Origin of the sequence: Bradyrhizobium sp. NBAIM01, from assembly GCF_020194115.1 — a bacterium.
GTDB lineage: Bacteria > Pseudomonadota > Alphaproteobacteria > Rhizobiales > Xanthobacteraceae > Bradyrhizobium > Bradyrhizobium yuanmingense.
Window position 1 is genome coordinate 1 of the sequence record NZ_JADYVU010000028.1, and the last position, 26401, is coordinate 26401.

At 63.2% G+C, this 26401-nt stretch carries 24 protein-coding genes and 2 tRNA genes; 12 read left to right on the top strand and 14 right to left on the bottom strand.

Translation table 11 applies throughout. The features are described 5' to 3' along the window. Positions 1–267 precede the first annotated feature (267 nt). The 3 genes from I6F31_RS36030 to dgt form a co-directional block, all read right to left on the bottom strand. Positions 268–1407: an FAD-dependent oxidoreductase gene (locus tag I6F31_RS36030; RefSeq protein ID WP_225187039.1), complete on the bottom strand. Its 1140-nt coding sequence runs from the start codon at positions 1405–1407 to the stop codon at positions 268–270. 427 nt (positions 1408–1834) lie between these two features. Next, entirely contained in the window at positions 1835–2608 is a 774-nt protein-coding gene (locus I6F31_RS36035; protein WP_225187040.1) for a hypothetical protein, read from the bottom strand. A gap of 2 nt (positions 2609–2610) precedes the next feature. Beyond that, on the bottom strand, positions 2611–4095 hold the full coding sequence (gene dgt, locus I6F31_RS36040; protein ID WP_225187041.1) for a dGTP triphosphohydrolase: 1485 nt from the start codon (positions 4093–4095) through the stop codon (positions 2611–2613). A 128-nt stretch (positions 4096–4223) separates the two neighbouring features. Between dgt and I6F31_RS36045 the strand changes: the two genes are divergently transcribed. Together I6F31_RS36045 and I6F31_RS36050 are read left to right on the top strand one after the other, a co-directional pair. Then, complete coding sequence (locus I6F31_RS36045) at positions 4224–4850, top strand: hypothetical protein (RefSeq protein WP_225187042.1); 627 nt, start codon at positions 4224–4226, stop codon at positions 4848–4850. A 5-nt stretch (positions 4851–4855) separates the two neighbouring features. Continuing rightward, positions 4856–5926, top strand: coding sequence for an ImmA/IrrE family metallo-endopeptidase (locus I6F31_RS36050; protein WP_225187043.1), 1071 nt, complete (start codon positions 4856–4858; stop codon positions 5924–5926). Positions 5927–6009: 83 nt separating this feature from the next. Here I6F31_RS36050 and I6F31_RS36055 read toward each other — a convergent pair. The 5 genes from I6F31_RS36055 to I6F31_RS36075 all read right to left on the bottom strand — a co-directional run bounded on the left by I6F31_RS36055 (position 6010) and on the right by I6F31_RS36075 (position 10058). Next, a tRNA-Ser gene (locus I6F31_RS36055) sits at positions 6010–6097 on the bottom strand. Between the two features lie 90 nt (positions 6098–6187). Next, positions 6188–6793, bottom strand: coding sequence for a GDYXXLXY domain-containing protein (locus I6F31_RS36060; protein WP_225187044.1), 606 nt, complete (start codon positions 6791–6793; stop codon positions 6188–6190). A gap of 5 nt (positions 6794–6798) precedes the next feature. Then, entirely contained in the window at positions 6799–8070 is a 1272-nt protein-coding gene (locus I6F31_RS36065; RefSeq protein WP_225187045.1) for a DUF2157 domain-containing protein, read from the bottom strand. Positions 8071–8403: 333 nt separating this feature from the next. Beyond that, positions 8404–8919, bottom strand: coding sequence for a nuclear transport factor 2 family protein (locus I6F31_RS36070; RefSeq protein WP_225187046.1), 516 nt, complete (start codon positions 8917–8919; stop codon positions 8404–8406). 77 nt (positions 8920–8996) lie between these two features. Then, positions 8997–10058: an aldo/keto reductase gene (locus I6F31_RS36075; RefSeq protein WP_225187047.1), complete on the bottom strand. Its 1062-nt coding sequence runs from the start codon at positions 10056–10058 to the stop codon at positions 8997–8999. Between the two features lie 93 nt (positions 10059–10151). On the opposite strand from I6F31_RS36075, the gene I6F31_RS36080 reads away from it, so the two are divergent. Next, positions 10152–11054: a LysR family transcriptional regulator gene (locus I6F31_RS36080; protein ID WP_225187048.1), complete on the top strand. Its 903-nt coding sequence runs from the start codon at positions 10152–10154 to the stop codon at positions 11052–11054. Positions 11055–11086: 32 nt separating this feature from the next. Here the strand turns inward: I6F31_RS36080 and I6F31_RS36085 are convergent, their stop codons facing one another. Further along, positions 11087–12067 carry a tripartite tricarboxylate transporter substrate binding protein gene (locus I6F31_RS36085; RefSeq protein WP_225115123.1) on the bottom strand — a complete coding sequence of 327 codons (981 nt, stop codon included), beginning with the start codon at positions 12065–12067 and terminating at the stop codon, positions 11087–11089. A 75-nt stretch (positions 12068–12142) separates the two neighbouring features. Further along, positions 12143–13783, bottom strand: a complete 1641-nt coding sequence (locus I6F31_RS36090; protein ID WP_225175267.1) for an FAD-dependent oxidoreductase — start codon at positions 13781–13783, stop codon at positions 12143–12145. 111 nt (positions 13784–13894) lie between these two features. Between I6F31_RS36090 and I6F31_RS36095 the strand changes: the two genes are divergently transcribed. After that, positions 13895–14806 (top strand): LysR family transcriptional regulator, encoded by a 912-nt coding sequence (locus tag I6F31_RS36095; RefSeq protein ID WP_225187049.1) that lies wholly within the window; start codon positions 13895–13897, stop codon positions 14804–14806. 33 nt (positions 14807–14839) lie between these two features. On the opposite strand, the gene I6F31_RS36100 is transcribed toward I6F31_RS36095, so the two are convergent. After that, positions 14840–14929: transfer RNA gene (locus I6F31_RS36100), tRNA-Ser, on the bottom strand. Positions 14930–15066: 137 nt separating this feature from the next. Between I6F31_RS36100 and I6F31_RS36105 the strand changes: the two genes are divergently transcribed. Next, on the top strand, positions 15067–15930 hold the full coding sequence (locus I6F31_RS36105; RefSeq protein ID WP_225187050.1) for an alpha/beta hydrolase: 864 nt from the start codon (positions 15067–15069) through the stop codon (positions 15928–15930). A 174-nt stretch (positions 15931–16104) separates the two neighbouring features. Here the strand turns inward: I6F31_RS36105 and I6F31_RS36110 are convergent, their stop codons facing one another. Continuing rightward, positions 16105–17232 (bottom strand): ROK family protein, encoded by a 1128-nt coding sequence (locus tag I6F31_RS36110; RefSeq protein ID WP_036008710.1) that lies wholly within the window; start codon positions 17230–17232, stop codon positions 16105–16107. Between the two features lie 334 nt (positions 17233–17566). Here I6F31_RS36110 and rplU point away from each other — a divergent pair, with 334 nt between their 5' ends. The 3 genes from rplU (at position 17567) to I6F31_RS36125 (ending at position 19082) form a co-directional block, all read left to right on the top strand. After that, a complete protein-coding gene (gene rplU / locus I6F31_RS36115; protein WP_225137119.1) occupies positions 17567–17953 on the top strand; it encodes a 50S ribosomal protein L21 in 387 nt (128 codons plus the stop codon). A gap of 103 nt (positions 17954–18056) precedes the next feature. After that, the gene (gene rpmA, locus I6F31_RS36120) at positions 18057–18326 is read left to right on the top strand and encodes a 50S ribosomal protein L27 (RefSeq protein ID WP_025032812.1); all 270 of its coding nucleotides are present in this window, start codon (positions 18057–18059) and stop codon (positions 18324–18326) included. Between the two features lie 162 nt (positions 18327–18488). Beyond that, positions 18489–19082 (top strand): GNAT family N-acetyltransferase, encoded by a 594-nt coding sequence (locus I6F31_RS36125; RefSeq protein WP_036024657.1) that lies wholly within the window; start codon positions 18489–18491, stop codon positions 19080–19082. Positions 19083–19256: 174 nt separating this feature from the next. Here I6F31_RS36125 and I6F31_RS36130 read toward each other — a convergent pair whose 3' ends face one another. Then, a complete protein-coding gene (locus tag I6F31_RS36130; protein WP_225187051.1) occupies positions 19257–20171 on the bottom strand; it encodes a DMT family transporter in 915 nt (304 codons plus the stop codon). Positions 20172–20441: 270 nt separating this feature from the next. Here I6F31_RS36130 and I6F31_RS36135 point away from each other — a divergent pair, with 270 nt between their 5' ends. The 3 genes from I6F31_RS36135 (at position 20442) to I6F31_RS36145 (ending at position 23922) form a co-directional block, all read left to right on the top strand. Further along, positions 20442–20924: a MaoC family dehydratase gene (locus tag I6F31_RS36135; protein WP_225187052.1), complete on the top strand. Its 483-nt coding sequence runs from the start codon at positions 20442–20444 to the stop codon at positions 20922–20924. A gap of 85 nt (positions 20925–21009) precedes the next feature. Beyond that, on the top strand, positions 21010–22050 hold the full coding sequence (obgE, locus tag I6F31_RS36140; protein WP_225187053.1) for a GTPase ObgE: 1041 nt from the start codon (positions 21010–21012) through the stop codon (positions 22048–22050). A gap of 237 nt (positions 22051–22287) precedes the next feature. Then, positions 22288–23922 carry an alkaline phosphatase family protein gene (locus I6F31_RS36145; protein WP_225187054.1) on the top strand — a complete coding sequence of 545 codons (1635 nt, stop codon included), beginning with the start codon at positions 22288–22290 and terminating at the stop codon, positions 23920–23922. Positions 23923–24082: 160 nt separating this feature from the next. Here I6F31_RS36145 and I6F31_RS36150 read toward each other — a convergent pair whose 3' ends face one another. Next, positions 24083–25048, bottom strand: coding sequence for a Bug family tripartite tricarboxylate transporter substrate binding protein (locus I6F31_RS36150; protein ID WP_225141868.1), 966 nt, complete (start codon positions 25046–25048; stop codon positions 24083–24085). Positions 25049–25239: 191 nt separating this feature from the next. Between I6F31_RS36150 and proB the strand changes: the two genes are divergently transcribed. Beyond that, complete coding sequence (proB, locus tag I6F31_RS36155) at positions 25240–26361, top strand: glutamate 5-kinase (protein ID WP_225187055.1); 1122 nt, start codon at positions 25240–25242, stop codon at positions 26359–26361. Positions 26362–26401: the final 40 nt, after the last annotated feature.

Sequence of the window (26401 nt, forward strand, 5' to 3'; positions counted from 1 at the left end):
CAGGGATTTCGGGAGCCGAAAAGCCAAGGAATCGTGGTTTGATTCGTCTCTCCGGCGCACCCGTGCGAGCCGACGAGAATTTGCGGCGATCGTTGCGGCCCATTCCGAATGACGTCTCCCGTGATTTGCTTCGTCGGGCAAAACAGGAGCATAGTGGCATCGTCGCAGGAGGTCGGACAGGCAGGGCTTTGGCCCGGGTCCCTTGAAGGCGTCTGCCGCCGGACGGTGCGCGTTTCGTGCACTGTCACCGCAACATCCGGCATCCGCTCAGGCAAATCGAGAATATCGGGAAAGCTGAAAGAAGGGTTCTGCCTGGTAGGACGGATCGGTGGCAAGGCGAGCAAGCCTTTGCCCGATGGCGGGCGCGAATTTCGCACCATGGCCTGAACACGCGGAGCAGACGATCAGGCGGGACTCCGGCCAGCGATCAATGATGAATTCCTCGCCCGCATCGGGCCGGCGGTCGGCGGGCGCGGTGTTGGTGTAGAGGCAGACGTCGCGATCGATGATGGGCCCGGCCGCACCCGGGACGAGGGCGGCCAACGCTTCGCCCACGGAGCGGAGTTCACCATCGGTGGCGTGCGGACCCCAGTCGTCAGGGCCGACCACGGGCCCGTGGTTGTGAGGCGCAGCTTTGACGCCGCGCTGTTCGAAGTCCGGAAAGCCGTAGACGGTGTCATCAGGACCTCGGTCCAGAATGAAGATCGGGAAACGACCGAGCGCCACGCTCTCGGGGCTAGCAGGCGCGAACCAGCCGACCGCCTGTCGGGTCACGTTCAGCAGCGCGGCGAGTGGCGGCAGTGCGCGACCGAGCCATGGGCCCAGCGCCAGAATCGCGCGCTCGGCGAAGAACTCTTCGGTATCCGTGCGGATCGACACGCCGTCGTGGCGCGGCGCGAAGCTCGCGCGTTCCGGAATCACGCGCGCGCCAGCGCGTGCGCGCATCAGTTTCATGACGACCTCGGTCCGCAGGATTGCGCCACCGTCCTGCACGACAACGTCCCAGTCGCCGGGCAGGCTGAAAGCCGGAAATTGCTTGTTCGCTTGAGCCGCGGTCAACATCGGATCCGGACGCCCTTTCGCGATCGCGGCCGCGCGCGAGGACGCCACCATGGCCGAGCCGGGGCGGCCGGCCTCCAAAACAGGGGTTTCCGTCAGAATTGTTTGACCGCTTTCGCTCTGCAGCCGGATCCAGCCGGCATGAGCCTCGTCGCTCAGGCTGGTGTAGTTGGGGTTTTCGAAATTGAAGCGACGGAAAATGCGACATGAACCATGTGACGAGCCCCGATCCGAACCTGCTGCGACAGGGTCGAAGCCGAGCGCATCCACGCCGGCATCCAGCAATGCGCCCAGCGCTGCTCCGCCCATGAGCCCCAGACCCAGCACGGCAACTTCGCATTTTCGCATGAAGGCCTCGCGAGCGATGCTACGACGCGGTGATCATCGTGATGATTTCGCGGGTTGACAAGGTCTACGAGAGGGCGACTACGGCACGACGGCCTGCTCGCGGCAACCGCGTTGATGCACAATCTGACGCTGGTGACGCGCAATGATCGCGGTGTTGCGGCGCTGAGAGCGAGGAGGGTGGAGAGATGAGAATTGATCCTGGTCTCGGCTTACTTCGAATGACGTCTCTCATCATTTGACCCGCCGGGCAAAACGGGAGCACAGTTTCATTCTTGCAGAGGTCTGATTGGCGAGTTTTGGTCGATCTCTCGAACGCAACCGAATTGCGCGGTCGGCGCCTGTACGGCTTTTGTTTGCCCCGGTGTCGCCACCGGACACGACGCGTTTAATGCACTGTCACCGTAACCACAAAGTAGACTCTTCTGCCTCATTTCACGTGCGGCAGTTCCAATTGCACTATTCTTTGAAATTGACCAGGAGCGAACGGCTCGTCGCTCGATGACGCCAGATATTCACGCAGCGCCCTTTCAAATTCGTCGATACGAATCCTTTCGATATGCTGACTTCGAAAAGAGCGCAGCTCATCATCCACGAGCGCTTTCCAGCCTATTTCGTCTATGGTTTCCGCTACAAACTGCGCAACTCCCAACTTCCACTGGAAGCCCTTGAGCAAAGCATAGCGAAACGCACGAACCGCATTCCCTTTTGGATTAGGATTGGGACGGAGATTAATGTCGAGCAGCTTGTTTTTTAGCTCGTCAAAATAGCCCGGAGCAGTTCCAATCCTATCACTCGCGAAATCGTAGACGATCGCGTCACATCTGAAGAAAGTTGCGTCGCGCAAGTCCCATATGGTTCTTACTCGAACGTAGCCCTCTCGGTGAGCCCAAGTTCTCTCCAAAGGCCAAACATCAACCTGCCATTTATGCGAGGGAAGAGAATAACCGCCAAAACGATTTACGCGCGCACCGACATTCGCCATACGGCGATCGAAAGCTGCTAGGTCGTACGGATCGATAACAAGATCTAAATCCGACCTAAAGCCAGCGTTGCCAAACAGTGCGACATCTCGCAGCATCCCACCAACAATAGCGAGACGTCCCTGAGCGCTTAGATCGCGTAACGTGCTGCGTACATCTGCCCGCCCGCGATACGGCGATTTGATGAAATAGTGGATTTTACGCTTCAGCTGACGTTCCATGATCACATCAGGCGATAATGCTTCAAGAGATCGTCATGTAGATCAATGCAGAATTGATCCGTCATGCCAGAAACCATGTCGGTAAGAAGCTGCATTTCTCTGTAGCGAATAGGTAGATTTGCGTTCGGGTGGTGTCTTGTCACCTTTTCTTCGAATATACGTCGATAGTTCTTTGAAATTCGACTGTAAACATACGCCGCAAAAGGCGAAGTGCGCTTACTGTCGACATCTTCGAAACGCTCGCGTTGAGAAATCCCAACCCATAGAAAATCCATGAGCTTGTTAAGCGTGTTGTAGCCGTTCAACTCCACTTCCAGAACAGACTTGTGATTGAAGGCATTCTCTCTATCGAACACCTTCAGCGCTTGGCACAACGGGCCGGCAGCGGAAACCCTGATAAGCTCACCATCAAACGTACCGTCCATAATCGCGGCATAGTTTGCATTGAAAGCCTCAGCAACCGCACACACCATCAAGTGAATGGCATGCACTCGGAATTTTTGCGTCGAAACATCCTGCAACTCGGCGGGGTGTAGCTTCTGCTTCCGCAATACGTCGTACTCCCATCTCGCCAACTCACTGAGGTGACTGATGACGGGATCCGTTCCTGGGTGATCCAATGATGCAAGAAGATCATTGAGGGAAACTAACCCCTTCTTGATGGCATCTTCGGCGTCTAGAACGGAGTAAGCGATATCGTCACAAGCTTCCATTACGAGCGCCAACGGATGCCGTGCATCGCCACTCAACCCAACCTCTGCTCGCATCTTTTCTACTAGAGCTTGTTCGGAAGTGAAAAATCCCACCTTCTTCCGCGCTTGGTTCTTGTCACTCGTATTGCTTGATGACGCAACGTATTTCATAAGCGCGCCCAACGTTCCCAGCGTTAGATTGAGTCCGAGATCGTCGCCAATCACCTGGAGTTTAGTTACTACGCGAAGCGTCTGGGCGTTACCCTCGAATAGCAGGAAATCGTTCTTGTGCTGCTGGGTCAGCTTCTTCAAGTCCTGCTGCAGCGAGGCCGCACTGTTACCGTCCGCGACAGCATCAAACAGCTCGGTCGAGCGTCGTCGGAACCAAGCTCGGATCGCATTCTCTCCCTGGTGACCAAAAGGCGGGTTGCCGATGTCGTGAGCCAATCCAACCGCGGCAAGGATCGAGGGGATCGACCTGATGGCGTCGGCCGGAAGATGCTCCTTATGAAGAACCGCAATCTCAGTACCTAGCGAGCGTGCAAGATTCGCAACCTCGTAGGAATGGGTCAGCCTCGTGCGGATGCTTTCGATACTCTCGAGCGGAAAGACCTGTGTCTTGTCCCCCATCCGACGAAAGGGGGTCGAAAACAAAATCCGGTCATGATCGCGTTCCTGAGGCAGGCGGAATTGGCCGTTAGCAAATGCCGGGCCTTGCGGCTGCCCCACGGGCTTTGGACGACCAAGGAGGTCGCCGAAGCGATTGCCATTGAGATAAGTGTCCCAGCTACCCATACTTCCCCACGATTCCATGAGCTACTTGGCCAAATATACACAGACTTCGACTAAAAGTCCGCAAACAGGCTTGTGCGTTTAATTTTTATCCCCTCTAATGAGGATCCGATTCTTAAACGGAGCCGACCGTGCCCACATTCAGAACTGCGGTACTTGACAGCGAAAATGACGTAGAGCGTCGGCTCCAAGATTGGGGTCTGACGCGGGAACAATTCATCGAAATTGCGAAAATGGCTACGAGTTGGGCCGACGATGCGAGCCCTCTGATGCCATTAAATGCGCCCGGCACGCTCGCATACATTTTTGGGGTTCAAGAACTTCGCCGTCAACTGATCGGTGGAGGTTGGCACCCAGACAGGACAGGCAACGTTGAAGCCGTCATCAATCGCTCTCTGGGCCTGCGTATCGGCTTCCACAATGTTGATAGGGCGTGTGACACAATCTTCCCGCCTCATCCGCGATCAGCGAAGGGCAGCGCCTCCGAGAATCTGTGCGGTCCTAACCTATTTCAGCATTTCGGCGTTGAACCGGGCCCTCTTACGGCCGTAAGCGACGACGGCACTGCAACCTACTACGTTATGGTAGGCGAAGACGGAAGTGTCGAGCTTTCCCACCCCGTGATTTTGGACGGCACTTATCGACACTTTCACGAGAGAATCTTTGTTTTCAGGCCCAGCGGAACGTGGGAGAGCGAAATGGATCCCGAAACCGGCCCCATCGAAGACTTTGACGTTGAAGTTTCGTTCAAAGAATAGATTTGATGTTCAACGCTGAGCGACTCAAGATAGCGCGACAACGTCGCAAGCTTTCCGGCAAGAAACTTGCCGACCTAGCGGGCATAACACCCGTAACGGTGTCCAAGATCGAGAACGGGCATCAGCCAGAGAGCTATGTAGTAGAACGATTGAGTAACGCGCTTCGGTATCCACGTGAGTTCTTCTTTTTAGTATCCCCAGACGTCCTGGATGCAGACACTGTAAGCTTCCGCAGCTTGAAAAAGATGGGGGCCGCAGAGCGGGATGCGTCATTGGCGGCGGGAAGCTTGGGCATCGCCCTGTATGATTGGATCGACGCTCGCTTTAATCTCCCAAGACCGGACTTGATAGACCTTAGCAAGGAACGGACGCGGCCCGAAAGCGCTGCTCGCTTGCTTCGTCAGCATTGGAGTCTCGGCGAGCGTCCGATTGGAAATGTGCTCAAACTGCTCGAATCGAAGGGCGTTCGTATCCTTTCGCTGTCGGAAAACACAAGCAATGTTGATGCGTATTCGTTCTGGCGGAACGATCGACCTTATATTTTTCTCAACCAGGAAAAGACCGCAGAGAGATCAGTTTTCGACAGCGCCCACGAGCTTGCTCACCTAGTGCTTCACCATCACGCCGGAGCGAAATCTGATCGAGATGCAGAATCCCAAGCCGACCAATTTGCTTCAGCATTTCTCATGCCCGAGGCAGACGTTCTAAACGCGGCGGCCCACATCTCTACCGCGAATCAAATCGTAGCCAAAAAGTCCCGCTGGAAAGTCTCTGCCATGGCCTTAGCTTATAGACTACACAAGCTGGACGTGCTCTCGGATTGGAATCATCGGTCAATCTGCATCGAACTCGGCAAAATGGGATACAGAAGCGGTGAACCGCTAGGCATCGATCGCGAGACGTCAACGGTGTTAGCCAAGGTACTTACCGTTTTATGGGGAAAGCGATTAACCAAACGAGATATCGCAAGGGATCTGGCGGTGCCCCTTGAGGAGATTGAAACCTTGATCTTCGGCCTGACGGACCCGGCTCCTATTCCCGCCCGGGGAGGCTCCCTCTCGCTAGCTAACAAATAAACGCGCGGGAGCAAACTGGCTGCTATCGACGTCGCCGGATCATCGCGGCACCGCTGATATCAACGAAGAACTTGAGCGCGTACTGGCGGAGAGAAGGGATTCGAACCCCCGATAGGCTTGCACTATGCCGTGTTTCGAGGGCGGTGCATTCTATCACTCTGCCGCCTCTCCTGAAGGCATCCATCGATAGGCTGCTGCCCCTCCCGCAAGCGGAAGAAGTGCACGAGCGCCATGGCAATCGTTCGTCATAACGCAGCCCCCCTAATACAGCGGCTCCTCGTACACCCTCTCCCCATCCAGCAGCAGCCGCTTGATCGCCGCGCGGCCTGAGGGCAGCACGGCGGCGACGATGCGCAGCTTTTGCTGGTTGCGGGCATCCTCGAGCTTCCTGCCCTCGCCTTCGGGCACGAAATAGCTTTCGAGGCCGTATTTGATCGGCAGCTTGTCGCAGAACCTTCGGCGGTCGTCGCCACAGGACCCGCCGTAATTGGCGACGCGGCCGCGGATCAGCACTTCGGGCGCGGTGACCGCGACTGGCTCGGCATGCACCGAGACGGCTTGATAGATGCCGCCGACATTGGGCGCGAGCTTGACGAAGACATCAGGGTGGCGCGCATCCGCTACCTTGCCTTTGAGGTTGCCTGCCGCCACTTGCGAGATCTCGTAGCTGAGGACGACATAGTCGCCGCGCAGGAGATCGCGGGGATCGACCGGCTGAGTCTGCAAGGTCACCTCGACGCCGTTACGCAGGATCTGCATGCGGTCGACGACCATCAGCGCCAGCAACGCACATTGCAGCAGGACGGCGATGCCGAACAGCACGGCTTTGGGGATGCGCTGCCAGAACGCGGTGAGGGGTGCGATCATCCCGTTCATCGTCCGGCCCTCGGCAGCATGCGATTGAGCGCGGTGGCGAATGCGACGGCCGCGACGCCCGCCACTGCCAAGAAGGCCGAGCGGCGCAGCAGCGATCCCTTCACCGCCCAGGTGATGCCAGCGATGACCCCGGCTATCCCGAGCCAGCCCGCGACGATGCGCGGGCGCACGTCGTCGAGCATGCCGGAGACGACGAGACACAGCATGGCCGCGAGCAGCGCGGCATAGGCGAGCCAGGATTCGCCGGCCATGGAGGCCGGCCAGACCGGCGCCGCGAGCAGGACCAGGGCGATCGCAGCTGCTGCAAGCAGCTCTCCCGCGCGCCTGGTGATCGCAGCCGAGGCCAGCGCGAGGATCACGCCGGCATTTCCGCACGCGATCGCCCAGAGCGGCTGGCCCGCAATGGACCCCTCGCGAAAGCGGACGAGATCGTCGACCGTGGTCACCTCCAGGAACGCGGCGGCGGCCAGTGAAAACGCGCCGTAAACCGACAGGACGCTGCCGAGCCGGAGCGCGCGCGACGACGGCGCGGCGGCGATCGCGAGCCCGGCGCCGAACAGCAGCGCCGCACCGCTCGCGAGCACGAAGGACGGCTGGGTGCCCTCGAATTCGAAGCGGAGCGAGGTCGCGATCCACCACGGCAGCAGCGCCAGCGCGACGAGATGGGCCGCGACGCGGGAATTCCATGCGAAGGCGAGTGCGGCGGCGATGAGCCAGACCGCCACGAACGGGAGATGCAGGACGTCGGACGCGTCCGTGATCCGCATGCAGGTCCAGATCGAGGCGGCGACGAGACCAACCGCGAGCGCACCGCGCGAGGCGGTCAGCAAAGCTGTGGCAAACGCGCCGATCGACCACAGCAGCATGCCGCCGGCAAAGTCCTCGCCGAGGTGGTACATCTGTCCGACCAGCGCGATGCCGGCGCCGAAGATGATCGCACCGATGCTGGCACAGAGATCGGCGAGAATTGTGCGCTGCCTCGCCGCGAACCAGGCGCCGAGACCGCCGGCGGCGGCCATGCCGGCGATCAGGATCGCAAACCGCATAAGGCGCGCGATCTCGGTCCAGTGCGCGGCCACGAAGGCAAGGAACGCGGCCGCGATCAGGAGGCCGCCGACGATGGCGACGACGACCGCGATGTTGATGCCGGCCGGAAGCGGCGGCAGCGCGCTGCGGATGCTGGCTGCCGCCGCCGGCGCAATCACGCCGTCGGCCTCCCATCGCGCAAGATCGGCTTCGAGGCGCTGCCGGTAGGTTTTGTCGAACATCGTCCTGGGATCACTTAGGCCCCGCCGGATGGCGGGACCTTGCTAGGTCGGATCGTACAGGCGATGGGTTCAAGTCCTGCTCGCAGGAGGGTGAATCGCATTCGAGAGTTTTCCCTGCGGCCATCCTTCGAGACGCCCGCTTGCAGCGGGCTCCTCAGGATGAGGATGGAGTCCGCGGCAGCAATTTCGACGGGCATTAGCCTCATCCTGATGAGGCTAAGCGGCATCGGAGCCCGCTAAACTCGCGCCACACACTCGGTCCTCATCCTGAGGGCCCGCCAAGGGCGGGCGTCTCGAAGGATGGCCACAAGCGACATCACTCTCATGTGCGGCCTATCGCGCAGGCAAAGGAATGCGCCGCAGGACGTCGTCATAGGGTGCGAGGTCGAGATAGGCCGTGACCTCCGCCGCCTTGCCGTCCTGCATGAGCAGGATCCACGCGTAAGAGTTCGCGTAAGGCTTGCCGTCGCGCGCCACGCCGCTGCCTTCCCAATGCGCGATGACGTGATCACCATCGGCGTAAATCCTCACGGAAGTGGGGCGGACCGGGGTCGACAACCGGCTGGCGAACGGGCGGACCGCGCGATCAATGAAGACATCGCGGCCCCGGAATTCGCCGGCGCTTGGACCGGATCCCCTGATGCGCCACACCACGCTCTCGTGCAGCAGGTCATTGAAGAAGGTGGTGCCTCCCGCCGCCCAGCGATCGAACGCGTCGGTGACGATCCGCTTGTTGTCTTCCGGCACGGAATTGGCCTGCCCGCAGGGTGCGGCCGTCGTCAGGGTGGATGCCGTGACGATGACCGCGTAGACGCAGGACGCAAGCGCGCGATTGAGCATGGTTGCCATTGGTGTCTCCCTTTCTGGTGCAAGATGTCGTCTGCCCCGAAGTGTTGCGCGCATGGTCGGTCGCGTTGTTGCTCGATCTAGCCGCGCCGGGCGACGGCGGCGCCGCCGAAGATGAGCTGCTCGACCATCGGGCGGCGCAGGAAGCGGCCTGGAAAGATGGGATCGGGCGCGGTCGCCTGGTCGAGGCGCGCCATCTGCTCGGGCGACAGCGTGATCCCGACCGCGCCAAAATTGTCTTCCGCCTGCTCCAGCGTGCGGGCGCCGATCACCGGCGCGGTGACCGCTTGATTGGCCAGCGTCCACGCAATCGCCACCTGCGAGGACGTCGCGCCGAGCTCCCAGGCGACGGCTCGCACCATCTCGGCCGCGTCCAGCGATCGTTCGTTGAGGAGGCCTGATGACGCGATGATCGAGGCGCGTGTGGTTCCGACGGCGCGCTCCTGGGAATCCCTGAGATCGGCCCGGCTGTACTTGCCGGTGAGCACGCCGCCGCCGAGCGGCGACCAGGGCAGCACGCCGAGGCCAAGGCTTGCCGCGAGCGGGATGAGCTCGTGTTCGACGGTGCGCTCGACCAGATTATATTCGATCTGCAGCGCAACGAAGGGCGACCAGCCGCGCAGATCTGCGATCGTCTGCAGCTGTGCAATGCGCCAGGCCGGCGTGTTGCAAATGCCGATGTACAGAACCTTTCCGCTGCGCACGAGATCGTCCAGGCCGCGCATCACCTCATCCGGCTGTGTCGTCGCATCCCAGCTGTGGAGGTAAAGCAGGTCGATGCGATCGGTCTCGAGCTGCCGCAGGCTCTGCTCCACGGAACGAACCATGTTGAGCCGGTGGTTGCCGCCGGAATTGGGGTTGCCGGGATCGCGGGCCATGGTGAATTTGGTGGCGAGCACGAGACGATCGCGCTTGTCCCGTGCGAACTGGCCGACCAGGCGCTCGGAGGCGCCGTTGGTGTAGTTCACCGCGGTGTCGATGAAATTGCCACCGCGGTCGACGTAGAGGTCGAAGATCCGACGGGCCTCGCCGGGATCGGCGCCCCATCCCCACTCGGTCCCGAAGGTCATCGTCCCCAGTGCGAGCGGCGATACGCGCAGGCCGGAGCGGCCGAGCAGGCGGTATTGATCAAGTGACCTCATCAGAGCCCTCCTTCGTGTGGCTCCGAGATAGCCCCTGGCGAGAGGTGAGAGAAGTTGGCCAATGATGACTGGGGTGGTAAGCTCGGCTAACCAATGACCACCGACCTGAACCTTGTCGCCGTTTTCATCGCGGTCGCGGAAGCCAAGAGCTTCCGTGGCGCCGCCGAGCGGTTAGGGGTGACCCGATCCGCCGTGAGCCAGGCTATCCGACGCATGGAAGACCAGCTGGGCGTGGCGCTCGTGCAGCGGACGACGCGCAGCGTCAGTCTGACCGAGGCCGGCCTGCGCTTGCACGAGCGTGTGGCACCGGCAGTCGCCGAAGTCGAACGGGCCATCAACGGCGCCCGCGACCGGGACGCGCAGCCGACGGGGCAGCTGCGCCTCGCCGTCTCATCGATCGCCGAGCGATTCATTCGCGGTCCATTGCTGGCCGAATTCGCGCAGGCCAATCCCGGCGTGCAGGTCGACGTCACCGTGACCGATGAGGAATTCGACATCGTGGCCGAGGGCTTTGATGCCGGCGTCCGGCTCGGCGAGGTGATCGAGCAGGACATGATCGCCGTGCCGGTTTCGGGCGACCAGCGCCAGCTGGTCGTGGCAGCTCCCGCCTATCTGCAGCGGTTCGGCGCGCCCTCGCACCCGCGCGAGCTTTCGCAGCATTGCTGCATCGGGTGGCGGCCGGCGCCGCATGTTGCGCCCTACCGCTGGGAATTTGCGGAAGGAGGGCGCGAGTTCGACGTCGCAGTGGAGCCGAGGATCACGACCAACGATATGTGGGTCATGGTGCGGACCGCCTGCGCGGGCGGCGGCCTGACATTCGGCATGGAAGAGACGTTCAAGCCGTATATCGAGCGCGGAGAATTGGTGCCCCTGCTGGAGGAATTCTGCCCGTTCTTCCCCGGCTTCTTCCTCTACTTTCCGGATCGGCGGAATCTTCCGCCGAAGCTGCGCGCGCTGGTCGATCACGTGCGTTATCGGGGAAGCGGAAAGCGCTAAAGCGGAATGGCTTTAGATCGAATCGGTCCGCTCTAGTTTGCCTTGATGCCGGCCTCGCTGATCAGCTTGCCCCATTTCGCGCTTTCGTCCTGAATGAAGCGGCCGAACTGCTCGGGCGAGGTCGGCGCAGGCTCCGCGCCGAGGGTGCGGATCTTCTCCGCCACGGCAGGGTCCTTCAGCGCCTTGGCGAAGGCCTCGTTCAGTCGGGCGATGACATCCGCAGGCGTGCCGGCAGGAGCAACGAGCCCGAACCAGCCGACGGATTCGAAACCGGCAAGGCCGCTCTCGGCCAGCGTCGGCACATCGGGCAGGGACGCAAGGCGGCGCGCGGAGGACACGCCGATCGCGTTGAGCTTGCCTTCGAGGATCAATTGTCGCGATGCCGGAATATCCAGCACCGCGAACGGGACATGGCCTGCGAGAACATCGACCGCCGCCGGCGCCGTCCCGCGATACGGCACCAGCTCCATCGCGATCCCGCTTCTCTGCGTGAACAGCGCGGCGGTCAAGTGCATCGCCGTCGAGTTGCCGCCATGCCCGATCGAGAGCCCACCCGGCTTCGCCTTGGCGAGCGCGATGGTCTCCGCAGGTGTACGCGCCGGGATATTCGCGGACGCGACCAGCACAAAGGGAATTTCCGCGAGCAGGGTGATGGGCGCGAGATCCTTCAGCGCGAACGGCATCGAGGCATTGAGGTGCGGATTCACGGTCAACGCACCCGCCGGCGCCACGCCGAGCGTATAACCGTCGGGCTTGGCCTGCGCGACCGCGGCCATGCCGATGTTGCCGCCGGCGCCGGCGCGGTTCTCGATCACCAGGCCCTGCTTGAGCTCGGCGGTGACCAGCGGCTCGAGCGCGCGGATGACCGTGTCGGCGCTGCCGCCGGGCGGGAAGGTCACGATGATCTTGATCAATTGCTCGGGATAGGCGGCTCGGGCCGCCGCCACCGGCAACAGTGCGAAAGCGGCGGCCGTCAGCGCGGCCAGGATGCGGCGTCTTGCAACGTGAAACACGGTCTCCTCCATGTATTCTGTTTTTGAAACTCGGCTTGGCGAGCTACGTCGCCAGGCCGTCCGCTCGATGTCGTCCTACGCCGCAGCGCCAGTGATACGGGCCAGCAGGCCCTGCGCGTTCTCCGGCGCCGACTGCCCGCGCCAGGCGATGTGCTGGTCGGGCCGCGCCAGCACGAGCTTCTCGGCATAGGCGCCGTTCGCCTCCTCCGGCGCGACGTCGACCAGCGCGAGCGGCACGCCGCGCGCCTTTGCGGCGTCCTGCAGCCGCGTCACATCGATTGCCGGATCGAACCGCAGCAATGTGTAGCCGGGGCCGAAGGCGTCGTAGAGCGAGCGTCCGTCGCGCAAGAACAAATGCGGCGCGCGGGCGCCCGGCACGGTGGATGGCGTGAAGCTGCCCATCGCGTAAGGCGGCGGCGTCTCGCCGTCATAGGCGATGATCGGCGAGGCGTCGTAATAGTAGCCAAAGTTGAGGCCGGCGCAGCAATATTGCTGCACGTTGAGATCGTAGGCCGCTTTCGCCAGCGCCGCGCGCGCCGCCTGGCCGCGCGGCGTGTCGTCCTCGATCTCGGCGGACACGCCGCCGCGCTGCGCCATCATCTTCATCGCATGGTCCATCGCAAAGCGCGACACCTGCTCGGTGATGGGCTGGCGCTCCGCCTCATAGGCATCGAGGATCGCAGCCGGCGCCCAGCCGTTCAGATGCGCCGCCAATTGCCAGCAGAGATCGACGGCATCCGCGATGCCCGCATTCATGCCGTAGCCGGCATAGGGCATCCACAGATGCGCGGCGTCGCCGCAGATGAAGACCCTGCGGTCGCGGAAGCGGTCGGCCACGAGGCGCCGTCCGACCCAATCCTCCTTGCTGAGCACGCGGTATTCGAAGCGCTCGTCGACGCCGAGAATGGCACGGATGGCCCAGTCGCGATCGACCGAGTCGAACTCGGGCTCGTCCGGCTTCAGATGATTGTGGATCAGCCAGCGGTCGTGACCGTCAATGGCAACAACAGTGCCGGAGCGGCGCGGATTGAGCGAGAGCACCATCCAGGCCGGCTTGTGCGCTCCCATCAGCTCTTTCAGCTGCGGCGCTTCGATGAAGGTCGACTGCACGCGCTGGATCACCGGCGTGCCGGACAGGCTGGCACCGATTGCTTTTCTGACGAGGGATCGGCTGCCGTCGCAGCCGATCACGAAGCTGGCTTCGATGCGGAGCGAATGTCCGCTGTCGAGATCGCGCGCCAGCGCGACGACATGGTCGTCGTGCTGCTCGATGTCGGTGATTTCCGTGCGCGCCAGGATCTTGATGCGTGATTGCGCAGCGGCATGGCTGAACAGGATCGGCTCGAGATAGACCTGGTTGATCCGGTGCGGCGGCTCGGGCGTCGGCCACCAGGTGTCGGGGCCACCGGTCGCGCTATAGCGGCGCGCACGGGAGGGAATGTCGATGCGGCAAAGCTCGATCCCGGTCGCCGTGGTCCGATAGGAGCAATCGTTGGGAAAGTCCGCAGGGAGCCCCGCATCGCGCAAGCGGGCGGCGACGCCGAGCCGCCGAAAAATCTCCATCGAGCGCGCCGACACGTGATTGCACTTGACGCTGGGCGGATCGCCGGCGTGGCGGATTTCCGCGACGACGACATCGATGCCGCGCGAAGCGAGATCCATCGCCGCGGTCAACCCGACGGGCCCGGCGCCCACCACCAGCACTTGCGCTCTCATGCTCGCTCCAATCCTTGCCGCGGATTCTTTCCGTCCGCACAGCATGCATTTTATTGCAGGTCCGTTTATGCGATAAGTCGGAAAGAACTCATCAATTCATGAGATTTCGCCATGAATGTCACATTGCGCCAGTTGCGGGTCTTCACCGGCGTGTACCGGACGCGCAGCATCACGCGGGCCGCCCGCGAGCTCGGCATCACGCAATCGGCGGCGAGCCTGTTGATCCAGCAGCTCGAGGCCGAGCTCAGCGTCAAGCTGTTCGACCGCTCCACGCGCTCGGTGCACCCGACGCTGGCCGCCGACGAGGCGTTCGCCGCCGCCGAGCGCATGCTGAGCGATGCGCAAGGCCTGTCGCGCCGCATGCGTGACCTCGCGCAGGCCCGCGCAGGCCGGGTCGTGTTCCTCGCCTCGGCCGGCACCGCATCGGCGCTGCTGCCCATGGTGCTGGCGAAATTCCGCGCTGGTCATCCCGACATCGAGATCGACATGCGCGACGTCGCCGCCGACGATCTCGTGCCACGGCTGAGCACGACCGATGCCGAGTTCGCGATCGGCAGCGTGGAGGGCGAATTCGCGGACATGACGATCGAGACGCTGACGAGCGGCCGCCTGAGCGCGATCGGCCGTCGCACCGCGGACTTCGCCGCGCGTCGGTCCCTAACCTGGGACGAGCTGGTGCAACTGCCGACGATTGCGATGCGCAGCGAGACACGCATCCGCATGCAGATCGATCAGGCCCTGAGCGCGCAGGGCAAGCGCCTCGATCCGACCTATGAAGTGACCCTGATCAACACCGCGCTCGCCATGACGGCGCAGGGCCTCGGCCTCGCCATCCTTCCCGCGACGATGCTGCCGGCCGACCAGTTCCCGACACTGATCGCAAGACCGCTGGTGCGCCCCGCCCTCACCCGCCCCGTGTCGCTGCTGCAGCGCCAAGGCCGGACGCTGTCGCCCGCGGCGCAGGCGTTTGTGGCGACGGCGCGGGCGGTGCTGGCGGGCCGAACGGCACCGGCATCAGGCTGATTTGCGGAGCTATTGAGAGGGGGGTCGCTGAGCTGGCGGAGAGGGAGGGATTCGAACCCCCGATAGGCTTGCACCTATGCCGCATTTCGAGTGCGGTGCATTCAACCACTCTGCCACCTCTCCTGAAGGCGCCATATTAGGAGCTGGGCCCCTGTGGTTGGGGGCGTTAATAGGCGAGGATGGCGGGCCAGACAAGGCGCGAAAGAGCAAAATCCGCTGCCTCTTTTGCCCCCACGCGGCCGCCTCTGGAAGGAACTGCCATGGAGCATCTCACGATCTCGGCCAATGGCGCCGATTTCCACCTGGTCCGCGCCGGACAGGGAAAACCGCTGCTTTTGCTGCATGGTTGGCCCGAATTCTGGCTGACCTGGGAGCCGGTGATATCGAGGCTTTCGGACCGGTTCACGCTTGTCGCGCCTGACCTCCGCGGCTTCGGCGACAGCGACAAGCCAGGTGGACCTTACGGACCGGACGGCCATGCCGCCGATATGCTGGCGCTGATGGACCGGCTCGGCATCGACCGATTCGGCGTCGTCGGCCACGATGTCGGCGGCGCTGTCATGCAGCCCTTGGCCCGACTGGCGCCCGAGCGGCTCACGGGACTCTTCTTCTTCGATTTCGTCTATCCCGGCATCGGCCCGCGCATGGCCGCGCCCGATCGGCTCAACCACATCTGGTATCAGTCCTTTCACCAGATGGAGATGGCGCCGAAGCTCATCGGTGCGAGCAGGGAGAGCTGCCGGCTCTATATCAGCCATTTCCTCAGCGGCTGGGCGCACCGGACAAACGCCTTCGACGACGTGCTGGACGCCTTCACTGACAATTTCCTGAAAGACGGCAACCTCGCCGGTGGCTTTGCGCATTACCGCGCCTCGCATGCCGGGCGCGTGGCGATGATGAAGGGCGAAGCGCCCAGGCTGCCGCCGATCGCGGTGCCGACCTGCGTGCGCTGGGCCGAGCACGATCCGCTGTTTCCCTTTGGCTGGACCGACCGGCTGTCCGAGACCTTCAGCGATCTCGACCTCGAAATGTTTCCCAGCGTCGGCCACTTCCCGCATCGGGAAGATCCGGATCGCGCGGCACGCGAGATCGCCGCGTTCTTTGCGCGCATCGGCTGGAGCTGAGGAGAAAAACGGGGTGGGACCGCCAGACGCGGTAAACACTGGCGGTCCCGTGCCGCTTATTGAAATACTGGCCGTGAAGGGCGGCTTCGCCGGCCGAGTGGAAGCGACGATTCGACCCTAGCGTGCGACGGGCGGTCCGCAACGCAATCCGGTCCTTAACCTAACCGGTCAAGGTTACTCCTTGTCCGCTTTACCTTTTTTCTTCCCGTTCTCCGTGGAATCCCGGTCCTTGCCGTTGCCTTCCTTGCGGCGATTGGTGAAGCGCGCATTGCCAAGTCCGGTGCCGATGGTGAGCACGCCCCAGCGGTCAACGTCCTGCATGAACGGTACTTCCGAGAGCCCCTGCACCACGCCGTCATTGTGCATCAGGATCGCGGTGTCGTGCTCGCCAATGGCGGGGATGCCCTCGATCAGGCTCGCCGGCAGGTTGAACTTGCTGCTCTCCCAATTGCCCGGCAGATTCTGCGCGCCCTTCTCGATCGAGCCGTCCGGGTTGATCACACCGGGACAGGCGATGCCGATGAACGGCGCGAGCTTGTAGCCTTCGGCCTCGGCTTCCGTGATCAGCCCTTTCAGCATCTTGGTCAGCCGCTTCACCGCGCCTTCGCGCGTCGGCTCGTCGTCGGCGTGACGCCACAGCTCCGCATGCACCACCTTGGCCTTGGACAGATCCTTGGCTTTCTTCCAGCCGGTTTCCACCACGCCGCAGCGGATGTTGGTGCCGCCGATGTCGACGGCGAGAATGCTGTCATGAGCCTCGAAGATCCAGGACGGCGCCAGGTGCAGCGCGCCGATCAGGCCGGCCTCGTCAGGATGATGGCGGATCGGCTGCAGGTCGATCTTGAAGCCCTCGGATTTCAGGATGATCTCGGCCCGGGCGATCACGAGCTCGCCGAGCCTTGAATCGCGAAAGCCGCCGCCGACGACGATGCGCTCGGTCTTGGCCCAGGCCTTGGTCTTGAGGAATCGGCGCGTGACATAAGCGAGCTCCTGGGAGAAATCCTCGATCGCGCTGTGCACCACGGCCGAGGCCTCGGTGTCGTCGCCGATCAGGATGGCGTCCAGCGTCTTCTTGTTGATCTCCTCGGTCGGCACCTTCCCGAACGGGTCCTCCCCCGTCTTGCGCAGCGGCTTGCGCCAGCGCTCGAGCACCTCCCGGAACGCGCCCTTGCTGGCGCGGTCGCCGAGAAAGCCGTCCTCGTCCTTGATCTCGATGTTGAAGCTGTCGACATCGACCGATGGCAGCCGTTCGGCGCCATGCTGGGCAATGCCCGTTGTTTTGACCAATTCGTCTGTTGCCATGAGAGCCCTTGCCCCGCTTTCCTGTTCCGGCCGGGACAACTGCGGGGGAACCCGTTTGTTGCAAAGCCCACCCGAGATTCGGCTGCGCGCTTTCAGCGCGGCCAAAGCCTTCAAATCCGGGCGGTTTTCGCCCAGTTTTCCTTGACTTGGCGCGCTCGGCCGCTATAAGTCCCACAGCCGGCGCGGGGCGTTTCTCGCGCCGCTTGTTTTTGCGTGGGGTTTCAAAGGGATAACTCCCACCCGCACAAAACGCAGATAAACCCATAGCGACTGACAAAAAGCCGACCCGGACGATCCACGTCCCGAGGCCGGGATTGAACACGGAGAAAGAACGATGTTCGCAGTCATCAAAACCGGCGGCAAGCAATACCGCGTCGTGCCGGATGATGTTCTCGAAGTAGGCAAGATCGAAGGCGAAGTCGGCTCGATCGTGCAGCTGAATGAAGTGCTCGTGGTCGGCGGCGACACGCCGGTGCTGGGCGTCCCGACGGTCGCAGGCGCGTCCGTCGCGGTCGAGGTGCTCGACCACAAGCGTGGCCCGAAGGTCATCGCGTTCAAGAAGCGCCGCCGCAAGAACTCGCGCCGCAAGCGCGGCTATCGCGACGAGATCACCGTGCTGCGCATCAGCGAGATTCTGACGGACGGCGCCAAGCCCACCAAGGGCCCGCGTCCGAAGAAGGAGAAGGTGGTAAAGGAGCCGACAGCGGAAGCCGCCGAGTAACGCAAAACCGATCACGCCAATTCACGAATTGATGCGTGCGACGTTTTGAAATGATTCCGTCAAGGAATTGACCTAGAACTACGCAGGATTTCGGAGACGAGCCATGGCTCACAAAAAAGCAGGCGGTTCATCGCGCAACGGTCGCGATTCCAAGGGCAAGCGCCTCGGTATCAAGGCGTTCGGCGGCGAGATCGTCACGCCCGGCAACATCATTGCGCGTCAGCGCGGCACGACCTGGCACCCCGGCCTCAATGTCGGCATGGGTACGGACCACACTCTGTTCGCCAAGATCGAGGGCCGCGTTGCGTTTCAAGCCAAAGCCAACGGCCGCACCTTCGTATCGGTGCTCCCGCTTGCCGAGGCTGCTGAATAGACGGTGGACAAAAACGGAGTCCGCCGGTCCCGACTGAACCGGCGGAGTCCTAGAGATCGCAAGAGATCGAAGGCTCCAAGGGGAGGCGGGAAACCGGCCTCCCCTTTTCTTTGCTCACTTTGTTCTTTGCGCTTTGACTTAGTGACTTTCACGGAGCCGGACATGTTGCAGGATTTCTCGAGCGTGACCTTGGCCGAGGCGAGACCCAGCGTCGTCGCCACCGAGCGGCTGACCTTGCGGCGGCCGACGCTGGCCGACGTCAGGACCATCGCCCGGCTCGCCAACGACCGCCGCGTCGCCGAGAACACGCGCCGCCTGCCGCATCCCTATTCGCAGGACGACGCCGCCGAATTCATCCGCGCCACCGCCGAACTCGGCAGCGAGACCGTGTTCCTGATCGAGCACGACAGCGGGCCGGTCGGCATGGTCGGCATCGATTGCTCCAAGCCCGGCAATGCCGAGCTCGGCTACTGGCTCGGCGTCGAGCATTGGGGTCGGGGCTTTGCCACCGAGGCGGCGCGCGGCGCGATCGATTTCTTCTTCGAGGAGTTCGAGGACGAGCATCTCTACGCCGGCGCGCGCGTTACCAATCCAGCCTCGCGCAAGGTGCTGGAGAAGTGCGGCTTCCAGTGGAGCGGCGTGCAGTTGCACCGCTTCCTGGCGCTCGGCTCCTCGACCCCCGTCGACTGCTTCCGCCTGTCGCGCGGGGTGTGGGCCTCGCTGAAGAGCTGGAGCAGTGCGAGGAGGGTGCGGTAGGGCGAGGCGCCGCACTCACAATTGTCATCCCGGGGCGCGCGTAGCGCGAGCCCGGGATCCATAATCCCGGAGCGCAGTGTGGGGCAAAGCGCCCACTCCGGGTCGTCGTCCAATTGCTCCCTAGGGCTATGGGTCCCGGGCTCGCGCTGCGCGCGCCCCGGGACGACGTCGTGGCTACGCCGGCGGATTGACCTCGTCGCTCTCACGTCCCAGATCGCGCTCCCGAAGATAAATGTAGAACCCGGCGCCGATGATGATTGCGGCGCCGACGAGCGTTGCGATGGACGGGACGTCGCCGAACACGACGAAGCCGAAGATCACCGCCCAGACGATCATCGAATATTGATAGGGCACCACGACGCTGGCCGGCGCCAGCTTGAGCGAACGGTTGACGCAGAACAGCGCGGTGACCGAAACCAGCCCGGCGGCGGCGAAGATCGCGAGGCTGCCCGGCGTCGGCGGCACCCAGTTGAACATCGACAGCACTGCGCCCAGCGAGAACGTGCCGAGGAATTGCGAGGACGCCATCACGATGTCGGGCGTCTTGCGCAGGCTGCGCGTGATCAGCATCAAGGTCGCGAAAGAAAGACTGCCGCCGAGCGCGATCAGGGCCGGCAGGCTGACGGTCTGCGCCGAGGGGCGCAGCGCGATCAAGACGCCGCAGAAGCCGATCAGGATCGCGGTCCAGCGCCGCCAGCCGACCTTCTCGCCCAGAAAGATTGCCGACATCGCGGTGACGAAGATCGGGCCGGCGAGATAATAGGTGATGACGTCGGCGAGCGGCAGATAGACGGTTGCGAGAAAGAAGGCCGCGACTTCCAGCGTCGACAGCACGACGCGAACCAGCTGCAGGCCCGGCCGCTCCAGATGCAGAAACTGGTGACGCTGCTTCCAGATCAGCGGCGACAGCAGGAGCAGTGCCGCGCAGGCGCGCAGGAATAGCAGCTGCCCCACCGAATAGGTCCCGACCAGGAACTTGCCCATGGCGTCGCCGAACGAGAACATAAAGATCGACAGCACCATGAGCCCGATGCCGGCCAGGCGCGCGGAGCGATCGTCATAGGCGGAGAGATTCTTGAACAGGGGCATTGCGACGAGTTGCAGGTTCGGGGGCTCGTCATTGCGAGGAGCTCTTGCGACGAAGCAATCCAGAATCTTTCCGGGGAGGGATTCTGGATTGCTTCGCTGCGCTCGCAATGACGGGGAGATAGCGGCGAAAGCAGGCGAATAGAGTCGCTTGCAGTCGTTTTAATGACGGCAGCCGCCGCGGCAAGCCCGCGCAAGCCGAATTGAACGGATTGTCGCATTGTTTGCATCGCGGTAGCGATAAGCGCCCAGCGACGAAAAGAGAGCTTTGACATGACCGACTTCGATCCCACCCGGCATCGCATGATCCCGACGCAACGCTGGTTTGAGGATTTCGTCGTCGGCGAACGCTTCGTGCTGCCGAGCCGGACCCAGACCTCGGCGGTGTTCGCCGCATTCCAGACCGCGAGCGGCGACACCCACCCCGTGCATTACGACGTGGAGTATTGCCGCGCCCGCGGCATGCCGCATCTGCTCGCCCACGGCTTCCAGACCCTGATCCACACCGCGCCCGGCGCCGGCCTGTTTCCGTTCCTGGTCGAGGACTCGCTGGTCGGCTTCCTCGAGCAGTCGAGCCGGTTCCTCAAGCCGGTGTTCGCCGACGACACCATCTATCCCGCGCTCGAGGTCACGGAGCTCGTGTCGGGGCGCAGCACCGGCGTGGTGACGCTGCGCAGCACCGTGTTCAACCAGCGCAAGGAGCTGGTGCTGGAGGGCACGCAGAAATTCCTGATCCGGCGGCGGCCGGTGGATTAAGCAAGGGGTCCGATTCGCGGAATTTCAGCCGATTTGCGGACCGATCCGGGTTGCCGCAGGGGGCCGGCTGGCCTACCTATGGCCCATGAAATTCCTTGACGAAGCAAAGGTCTATATCCGCTCCGGTGACGGCGGGAACGGCTGCGTGGCGTTCCGCCGCGAGAAGTTCATCGAATTCGGCGGTCCCTCCGGCGGCAATGGCGGCCGCGGCGGCAATGTCATCATCGAGGTCGCCGACGGCCTCAACACGCTGATCGACTACCGCTACCAGCAGCATTTCAAGGCGCAGAAGGGCGAGAACGGTTCGGGCTCGGACCGCCACGGCGCCAACGGCAAGAACATCGTGCTGAAGGTGCCGGTCGGCACGCAGATCTTCGACGAGGATCGCGAGACCTTGATCCACGACTTCACCAAGGTCGGCGAAAAGTTCGTGCTGGCCGAAGGCGGCAATGGCGGCTTCGGCAATGCGCATTTCAAGTCCTCGACCAACCGTGCGCCGCGCAACGCCAATCCCGGCCAGCCCGGCGAGGAGCGCTGGATCTGGCTGCGGCTGAAGCTGATCGCGGACGCCGGCCTCGTCGGCATGCCCAATGCGGGCAAGTCAACGTTCCTCTCCAAGGTCAGCGCGGCAAAGCCGAAGATCGCCGATTATCCCTTCACCACGCTGCATCCCCAGCTCGGCGTCGTGAACGCCGACGGCCGCGAATTCGTGCTGGCCGACATTCCCGGCCTGATCGAGGGCGCGCATGAAGGCACCGGCCTCGGCGACCGCTTCCTCGGCCATGTCGAGCGCTGCCGCGTGCTCTTGCATCTGGTCGACGCCACCTGCGAGCACGCCGGCAAGGCCTACAAGACCGTGCGCAAGGAGCTCGACGCCTATGGCGGCCAGCTCACCGACAAGTTCGAAATCGTCGCGCTGAACAAGATCGATGCGGTCGAGCCGGACGAGCTGAAGAAGCAGAAGGACCGCCTGAAGCGCGCCGCCAAGAAGACGCCGCTGCTGCTGTCGGGCGCCACCGGCCAGGGCGTCAAGGAGGCGTTGCGCGCGCTGGCCGATGTGATCGGCGAAAGCCCGGTCTCCGCCAAGGCCAAGAGCGCGGCCGAAGCGGAGCCGTGGTCGGCTTAAACTCTCTCCCCAACGTCGTCCCCGCGAAGGCGGGGACCCATACCGCGTGATCTATCTGTTGCGAAGGGTCGAAGTACCGAACGACGAGTCTTCGCCAAACGACTCCCTGTGGTTATGGGTCCCCGCCTTCGCGGGGACGACAGCGGAGTCTATCGCTGCGAGCGCGCGCATCACCGGCTTGTCTTCGCGCCCGCGATAGCGCAGCATCAAACAATCAAGAAACGGCAGGGACAACGCATGGCGCGCGCGAAGAACGTTCTCTGGATCATGTGCGACCAGCTTCGCTACGATTATCTCGGCTGCACCGGCCATCCCACGCTGAAGACACCGAACATCGACGCCATGGCCAAGCGCGGCGTGCTGTTCACGAAGGCCTATGTGCAATCGCCGATCTGCGGTCCGTCGCGGATGTCGTTCTACACCGGCCGCTATATGCGCTCGCACGGCTCGCACTGGAACGGCTGGCCGCTACGCGTCGGCGAGCCCACGCTGGGCGATCACCTCAACAAGATCGGCGTGCGCAACGTGCTGGTCGGCAAGACCCACATGGCGCCTGATATCGAAGGCATGAAGGCGCTCGGCATCCCGCCGGAATCGATGATCGGCGTGCATGTCGCCGAGTGCGGCTTCGAGCCTTACGAGCGCGACGACGGCCTGCATCCGACCGGACGGCCACGCCCGAAATACGACGAATATCTGCGAAAGCAGGGTTTTGAAGCCACCAATCCCTGGGAGCACTGGGCCAATTCCGGCGCTGCCGAGGATGGCAGCTTGCAGAACGGCTGGCTGCTGGTGCACGCCGACAAGGCCGCGCGCGTGCCAGAAGAGCATTCCGAGACGCCCTACATGACGCGGCGCGCGATGGACTTCATCAGCGAGGCGGAAACGGACGGCCGCCCCTGGTGTTTGCATCTGTCCTACATCAAGCCGCACTGGCCCTATATCGCGCCGGAGCCCTATGCCAGCATGTATTCGACGGATGACATGATCCCGGTGATCCGCTCGGAGCGCGAGCGGCAGAATCCGCATCCGGTGTTCGGCGCCTACATGGACATGCGCTATTCCCGCAACATGGCGCGCGATGATGCACGCGAGAAGGTGATCCCGACTTATATGGGCCTGATCACCCAGATCGACGATCAGATGGGCGTGCTGATGAAGTTTTTAGGTGAGCGCGGCCTGCTCGACACCACCATGATCGTGTTCACCTCCGATCATGGCGACTATCTCGGCGATCACTGGATGGGCGAGAAGGACCTGTTCCACGAGCAATCGGCAAAGATCCCGCTGATCATCATCGATCCTTCGAAAGAGGCCGATGCGACGCGCGGCACGCGCAGCGATGCGCTGGTTGAGGCGATCGATCTCGCGCCGACTTTCGTGGACTATTTCGGGGGCAAGGTGGCGGGCCATATCCTCGAAGGACGTTCGCTGCTGCCGCTGCTGCGCGGCGAGAAGCCGGGCGACTGGCGCAAGGTCGCATTCTCCGAATACGACTATTCCATGCAGGACGTGCGGCTGAAGCTGAACCAGCCGATCGAGCGCTGCCGCCTGTTCATGGTGTTCGACGGGCGCTGGAAATACATCCACGCCTCCGGCTTCCGCCCGATGCTGTACGACCTCGAAACCGATCCGGACGAATATCTGGATCGCGGCGACGATCCTGATTGCGCCGGCATCATCGCACGGCTCCAGGCCGAATTGTTCGACTGGGCGCTGCATCCGAACGATCATATCACCACACCACGCGAGAAGATCGCCGCCTATGCGGATAGTCAGCTCCAGGTGAGGGGTGGCATCCTGATCGGCATCTGGGACGAGAAAGAGCTCGCGGCGATCAAGGACGGCATCGCCCAGCGCGCGAAGATGTGAAGCAGCCCCTCCCCGCTTGCGGGGAGAGGCCGGAATTTGCGAGAGCAAATTCCGGATGAGGGGGACTCTCCGCGAGTTCAATTGCCAGCGCTTTCGCGGAGACAGCCCCTCACCCCAACCCTCTCCCCGTAAGAGCGGGGAGAGGGAGAAGAGGCAGCCTTCAATTCGTGATCTTGTAGCCCGTCGCCTTCACGATCGGCTGCCACAGCGCGGTGTTCGCGGCGAGCTCCTTGGATAGCGCGTCCGCATTGCTGCCGATCGGAATCAGCCCGATCGCCGTCAACTTCTCCTTCACCTCCGGCTTGGCAAGCGCCGCGCTCGCCGCCGCCCCGAGCTTGCTCGCGAACTCCGGCGGGCTGCCGGCGGGAAGCCACATGCCGTACCAGGCGTCGGCAACGAGATCGATGCCGCTCTCCTTCAGCGTGGGCACGTCCGGCGCGAAGGGTGAACGTTCCGCGCTCGCGACCGCGATGATCTTCACGCCCTTGGCGCGGTGCTGCGGCAGCGCGTCCGCCAGCGTGGTGATCCCGAAGGAAATGTGGCCGCCGACGAGGTCGTTAAGGATCGGCGCGCTGCCGCGATAGGGCACGCGGGTCAGGGGAATACCGAGATCCTTCTCGAGCTTGGAGCCGGTGAAATGCGGAATGGTGCCGTTGCTCGGCACTCCGAACGAGGTCTTGTCCGGATGCGATTTCAGCCACGCTACGAACGCTTTGAAATCGGCAGCATCGATGCCCGGGCCGATCACCAGCGCGAATTCAAACCGTGCCAGCAAGGAGACCGGCATGAAATCCCTGGCCGTGTCGAAGCTCGGCGTCGCCTCCACCATTGGCAGCAGATACATGGTCGGCCCTGTTGTCACCAGCACCATGCTGCCGTCGGGGCTCGCGCCTTTCACCGCCTTGATGCCGATCAGGCCGTCGCCGCCGGTGCGGTTCTCGACCACGACGGTCCGCTGCAGCAGCGGAGCCATCTCCTGCGCGACCAGCCGGCACAGCGTGTCGCCGCCGGCTCCGGCCGCAAACGGGAAGATGATCTTCGTCAGCCCGGCCTGCGCCCGCGCACCACCCGCCTGCGCGAACAGCGGCAGGCCGAGGCATCCGGCCATGAATTTGCGGCGATCCATTCGTTTCCTCTTTCGGCCCGTTTATCGTTGATCGCCATTAGAGCCAGACGGACGGCTGACACAAGGCCGACATGCGTCGTTTACCATCCCGGCTGCCTTGCGCCGGTCACCGTCCTGCTGCAAAAGCAGGGCTCATCGGCGCCGCCTGTCGCTCCGCCGTCATTCGCATCCAGCGCCAGCACACAAGAGACATGGCCAGCCCCGAACTCAGCCAATTCCGCCGCATCGTCGTCAAGGTCGGCTCAGCGCTGCTGGTGGATTCCGACAGGGGCGAGGTGCGTGCGTCCTGGCTGGCTGCACTGGCCGACGACATGGCCAAGCTGCACAAGGAAGGGCGCGACGTCCTCGTGGTGTCCTCCGGCTCGATCGCACTCGGCCGCAGCCGGCTGAAATTGCCGCGCGGCCCGCTGAAGCTGGAAGAGAGCCAGGCCGCGGCCGCAGTCGGTCAGATCGCGCTGGCGCGAATCTGGTCGGAGGTGCTTGGCGCCCACGGTATCGGCGCCGGCCAGATCCTGGTGACGCTGCAGGACACCGAGGAGCGCCGCCGCTATCTCAACGCGCGCTCCACCATCGGCAAGCTGCTGGAATGGCGCGCGATCCCCGTGATCAACGAGAACGACACGGTGGCGACCACCGAGATCCGCTACGGCGACAACGATCGCCTCGCCGCGCGCGTCGCGACCATGGCGAGCGCAGACCTGCTGGTGCTGCTGTCCGACATCGACGGGCTCTACGACGCCCCGCCGAAGAACAATCCGAACGCTAAGCTTATTCCCATCGTCGACAGCATCTCCTCGGAGATCGAGGCGGTGGCGGGCGATGCCGAGTCCGAGCTGTCGCGCGGCGGCATGCGCACCAAGGTCGAGGCGGCCAAGATCGCGACGACCGGAGGCACGCATATGCTGATCGCCTCCGGCAAGATCGAGCATCCCTTGCAGGCGATCGCCAATGGCGGCCGCTGCACCTGGTTCCTGACGCCGGCCAATCCCATCACCTCGCGAAAGCGCTGGATCGCGGGCACGCTGGAGCCGAAGGGTACGCTGACGATCGATGCCGGCGCCGTGACCGCGCTACGGGCCGGGGCCAGCCTGCTGCCGGCCGGCGTGAATAAGGTCGAGGGCCAGTTCGCCCGCGGCGATGCCGTGATCGTGCGCGGCCCCGACGGCAGCGAGGTCGGCCGCGGCCTGATCGCCTATGACGCCGATGATGCCGAGCGGATCAAGGGCCGCTCCTCCCCTGACGTGATGACCATCCTCGGCATCAGCGGCCGCGCCGAGATGATCCATCGGGACGATCTGGTGGTGGGCGGGTAAGGACCCCGCCCCGCCCGCCGCCGGGAGACCAGCCATACCC

What these genes read in the sequence shown, in the direction of transcription:
- I6F31_RS36060 (WP_225187044.1), bottom strand. Translation starts at nt 6,793, where the DNA reads ATGATCGCACCCCTCACCGCGTTCTGGCAGCGCATCCCCAAAGCCGTG.
- I6F31_RS36090 (WP_225175267.1), bottom strand. Translation starts at nt 13,783, where the DNA reads ATGAGAGCGCAAGTGCTGGTGGTGGGCGCCGGGCCCGTCGGGTTGACC.
- I6F31_RS36065 (WP_225187045.1), bottom strand. Translation starts at nt 8,070, where the DNA reads ATGTTCGACAAAACCTACCGGCAGCGCCTCGAAGCCGATCTTGCGCGA.
- I6F31_RS36070 (WP_225187046.1), bottom strand. Translation starts at nt 8,919, where the DNA reads ATGGCAACCATGCTCAATCGCGCGCTTGCGTCCTGCGTCTACGCGGTC.
- proB (WP_225187055.1), top strand. Translation starts at nt 25,240, where the DNA reads ATGGCCAGCCCCGAACTCAGCCAATTCCGCCGCATCGTCGTCAAGGTC.
- I6F31_RS36050 (WP_225187043.1), top strand. Translation starts at nt 4,856, where the DNA reads ATGTTCAACGCTGAGCGACTCAAGATAGCGCGACAACGTCGCAAGCTT.
- obgE (WP_225187053.1), top strand. Translation starts at nt 21,010, where the DNA reads ATGAAATTCCTTGACGAAGCAAAGGTCTATATCCGCTCCGGTGACGGC.
- I6F31_RS36125 (WP_036024657.1), top strand. Translation starts at nt 18,489, where the DNA reads ATGTTGCAGGATTTCTCGAGCGTGACCTTGGCCGAGGCGAGACCCAGC.
- rpmA (WP_025032812.1), top strand. Translation starts at nt 18,057, where the DNA reads ATGGCTCACAAAAAAGCAGGCGGTTCATCGCGCAACGGTCGCGATTCC.
- I6F31_RS36030 (WP_225187039.1), bottom strand. Translation starts at nt 1,407, where the DNA reads ATGCGAAAATGCGAAGTTGCCGTGCTGGGTCTGGGGCTCATGGGCGGA.
- I6F31_RS36075 (WP_225187047.1), bottom strand. Translation starts at nt 10,058, where the DNA reads ATGAGGTCACTTGATCAATACCGCCTGCTCGGCCGCTCCGGCCTGCGC.
- I6F31_RS36080 (WP_225187048.1), top strand. Translation starts at nt 10,152, where the DNA reads ATGACCACCGACCTGAACCTTGTCGCCGTTTTCATCGCGGTCGCGGAA.
- I6F31_RS36130 (WP_225187051.1), bottom strand. Translation starts at nt 20,171, where the DNA reads ATGCCCCTGTTCAAGAATCTCTCCGCCTATGACGATCGCTCCGCGCGC.
- I6F31_RS36150 (WP_225141868.1), bottom strand. Translation starts at nt 25,048, where the DNA reads ATGGATCGCCGCAAATTCATGGCCGGATGCCTCGGCCTGCCGCTGTTC.
- I6F31_RS36035 (WP_225187040.1), bottom strand. Translation starts at nt 2,608, where the DNA reads ATGGAACGTCAGCTGAAGCGTAAAATCCACTATTTCATCAAATCGCCG.
- dgt (WP_225187041.1), bottom strand. Translation starts at nt 4,095, where the DNA reads ATGGGTAGCTGGGACACTTATCTCAATGGCAATCGCTTCGGCGACCTC.
- I6F31_RS36110 (WP_036008710.1), bottom strand. Translation starts at nt 17,232, where the DNA reads ATGGCAACAGACGAATTGGTCAAAACAACGGGCATTGCCCAGCATGGC.
- rplU (WP_225137119.1), top strand. Translation starts at nt 17,567, where the DNA reads ATGTTCGCAGTCATCAAAACCGGCGGCAAGCAATACCGCGTCGTGCCG.
- I6F31_RS36135 (WP_225187052.1), top strand. Translation starts at nt 20,442, where the DNA reads ATGACCGACTTCGATCCCACCCGGCATCGCATGATCCCGACGCAACGC.
- I6F31_RS36105 (WP_225187050.1), top strand. Translation starts at nt 15,067, where the DNA reads ATGGAGCATCTCACGATCTCGGCCAATGGCGCCGATTTCCACCTGGTC.
- I6F31_RS36145 (WP_225187054.1), top strand. Translation starts at nt 22,288, where the DNA reads ATGGCGCGCGCGAAGAACGTTCTCTGGATCATGTGCGACCAGCTTCGC.
- I6F31_RS36095 (WP_225187049.1), top strand. Translation starts at nt 13,895, where the DNA reads ATGAATGTCACATTGCGCCAGTTGCGGGTCTTCACCGGCGTGTACCGG.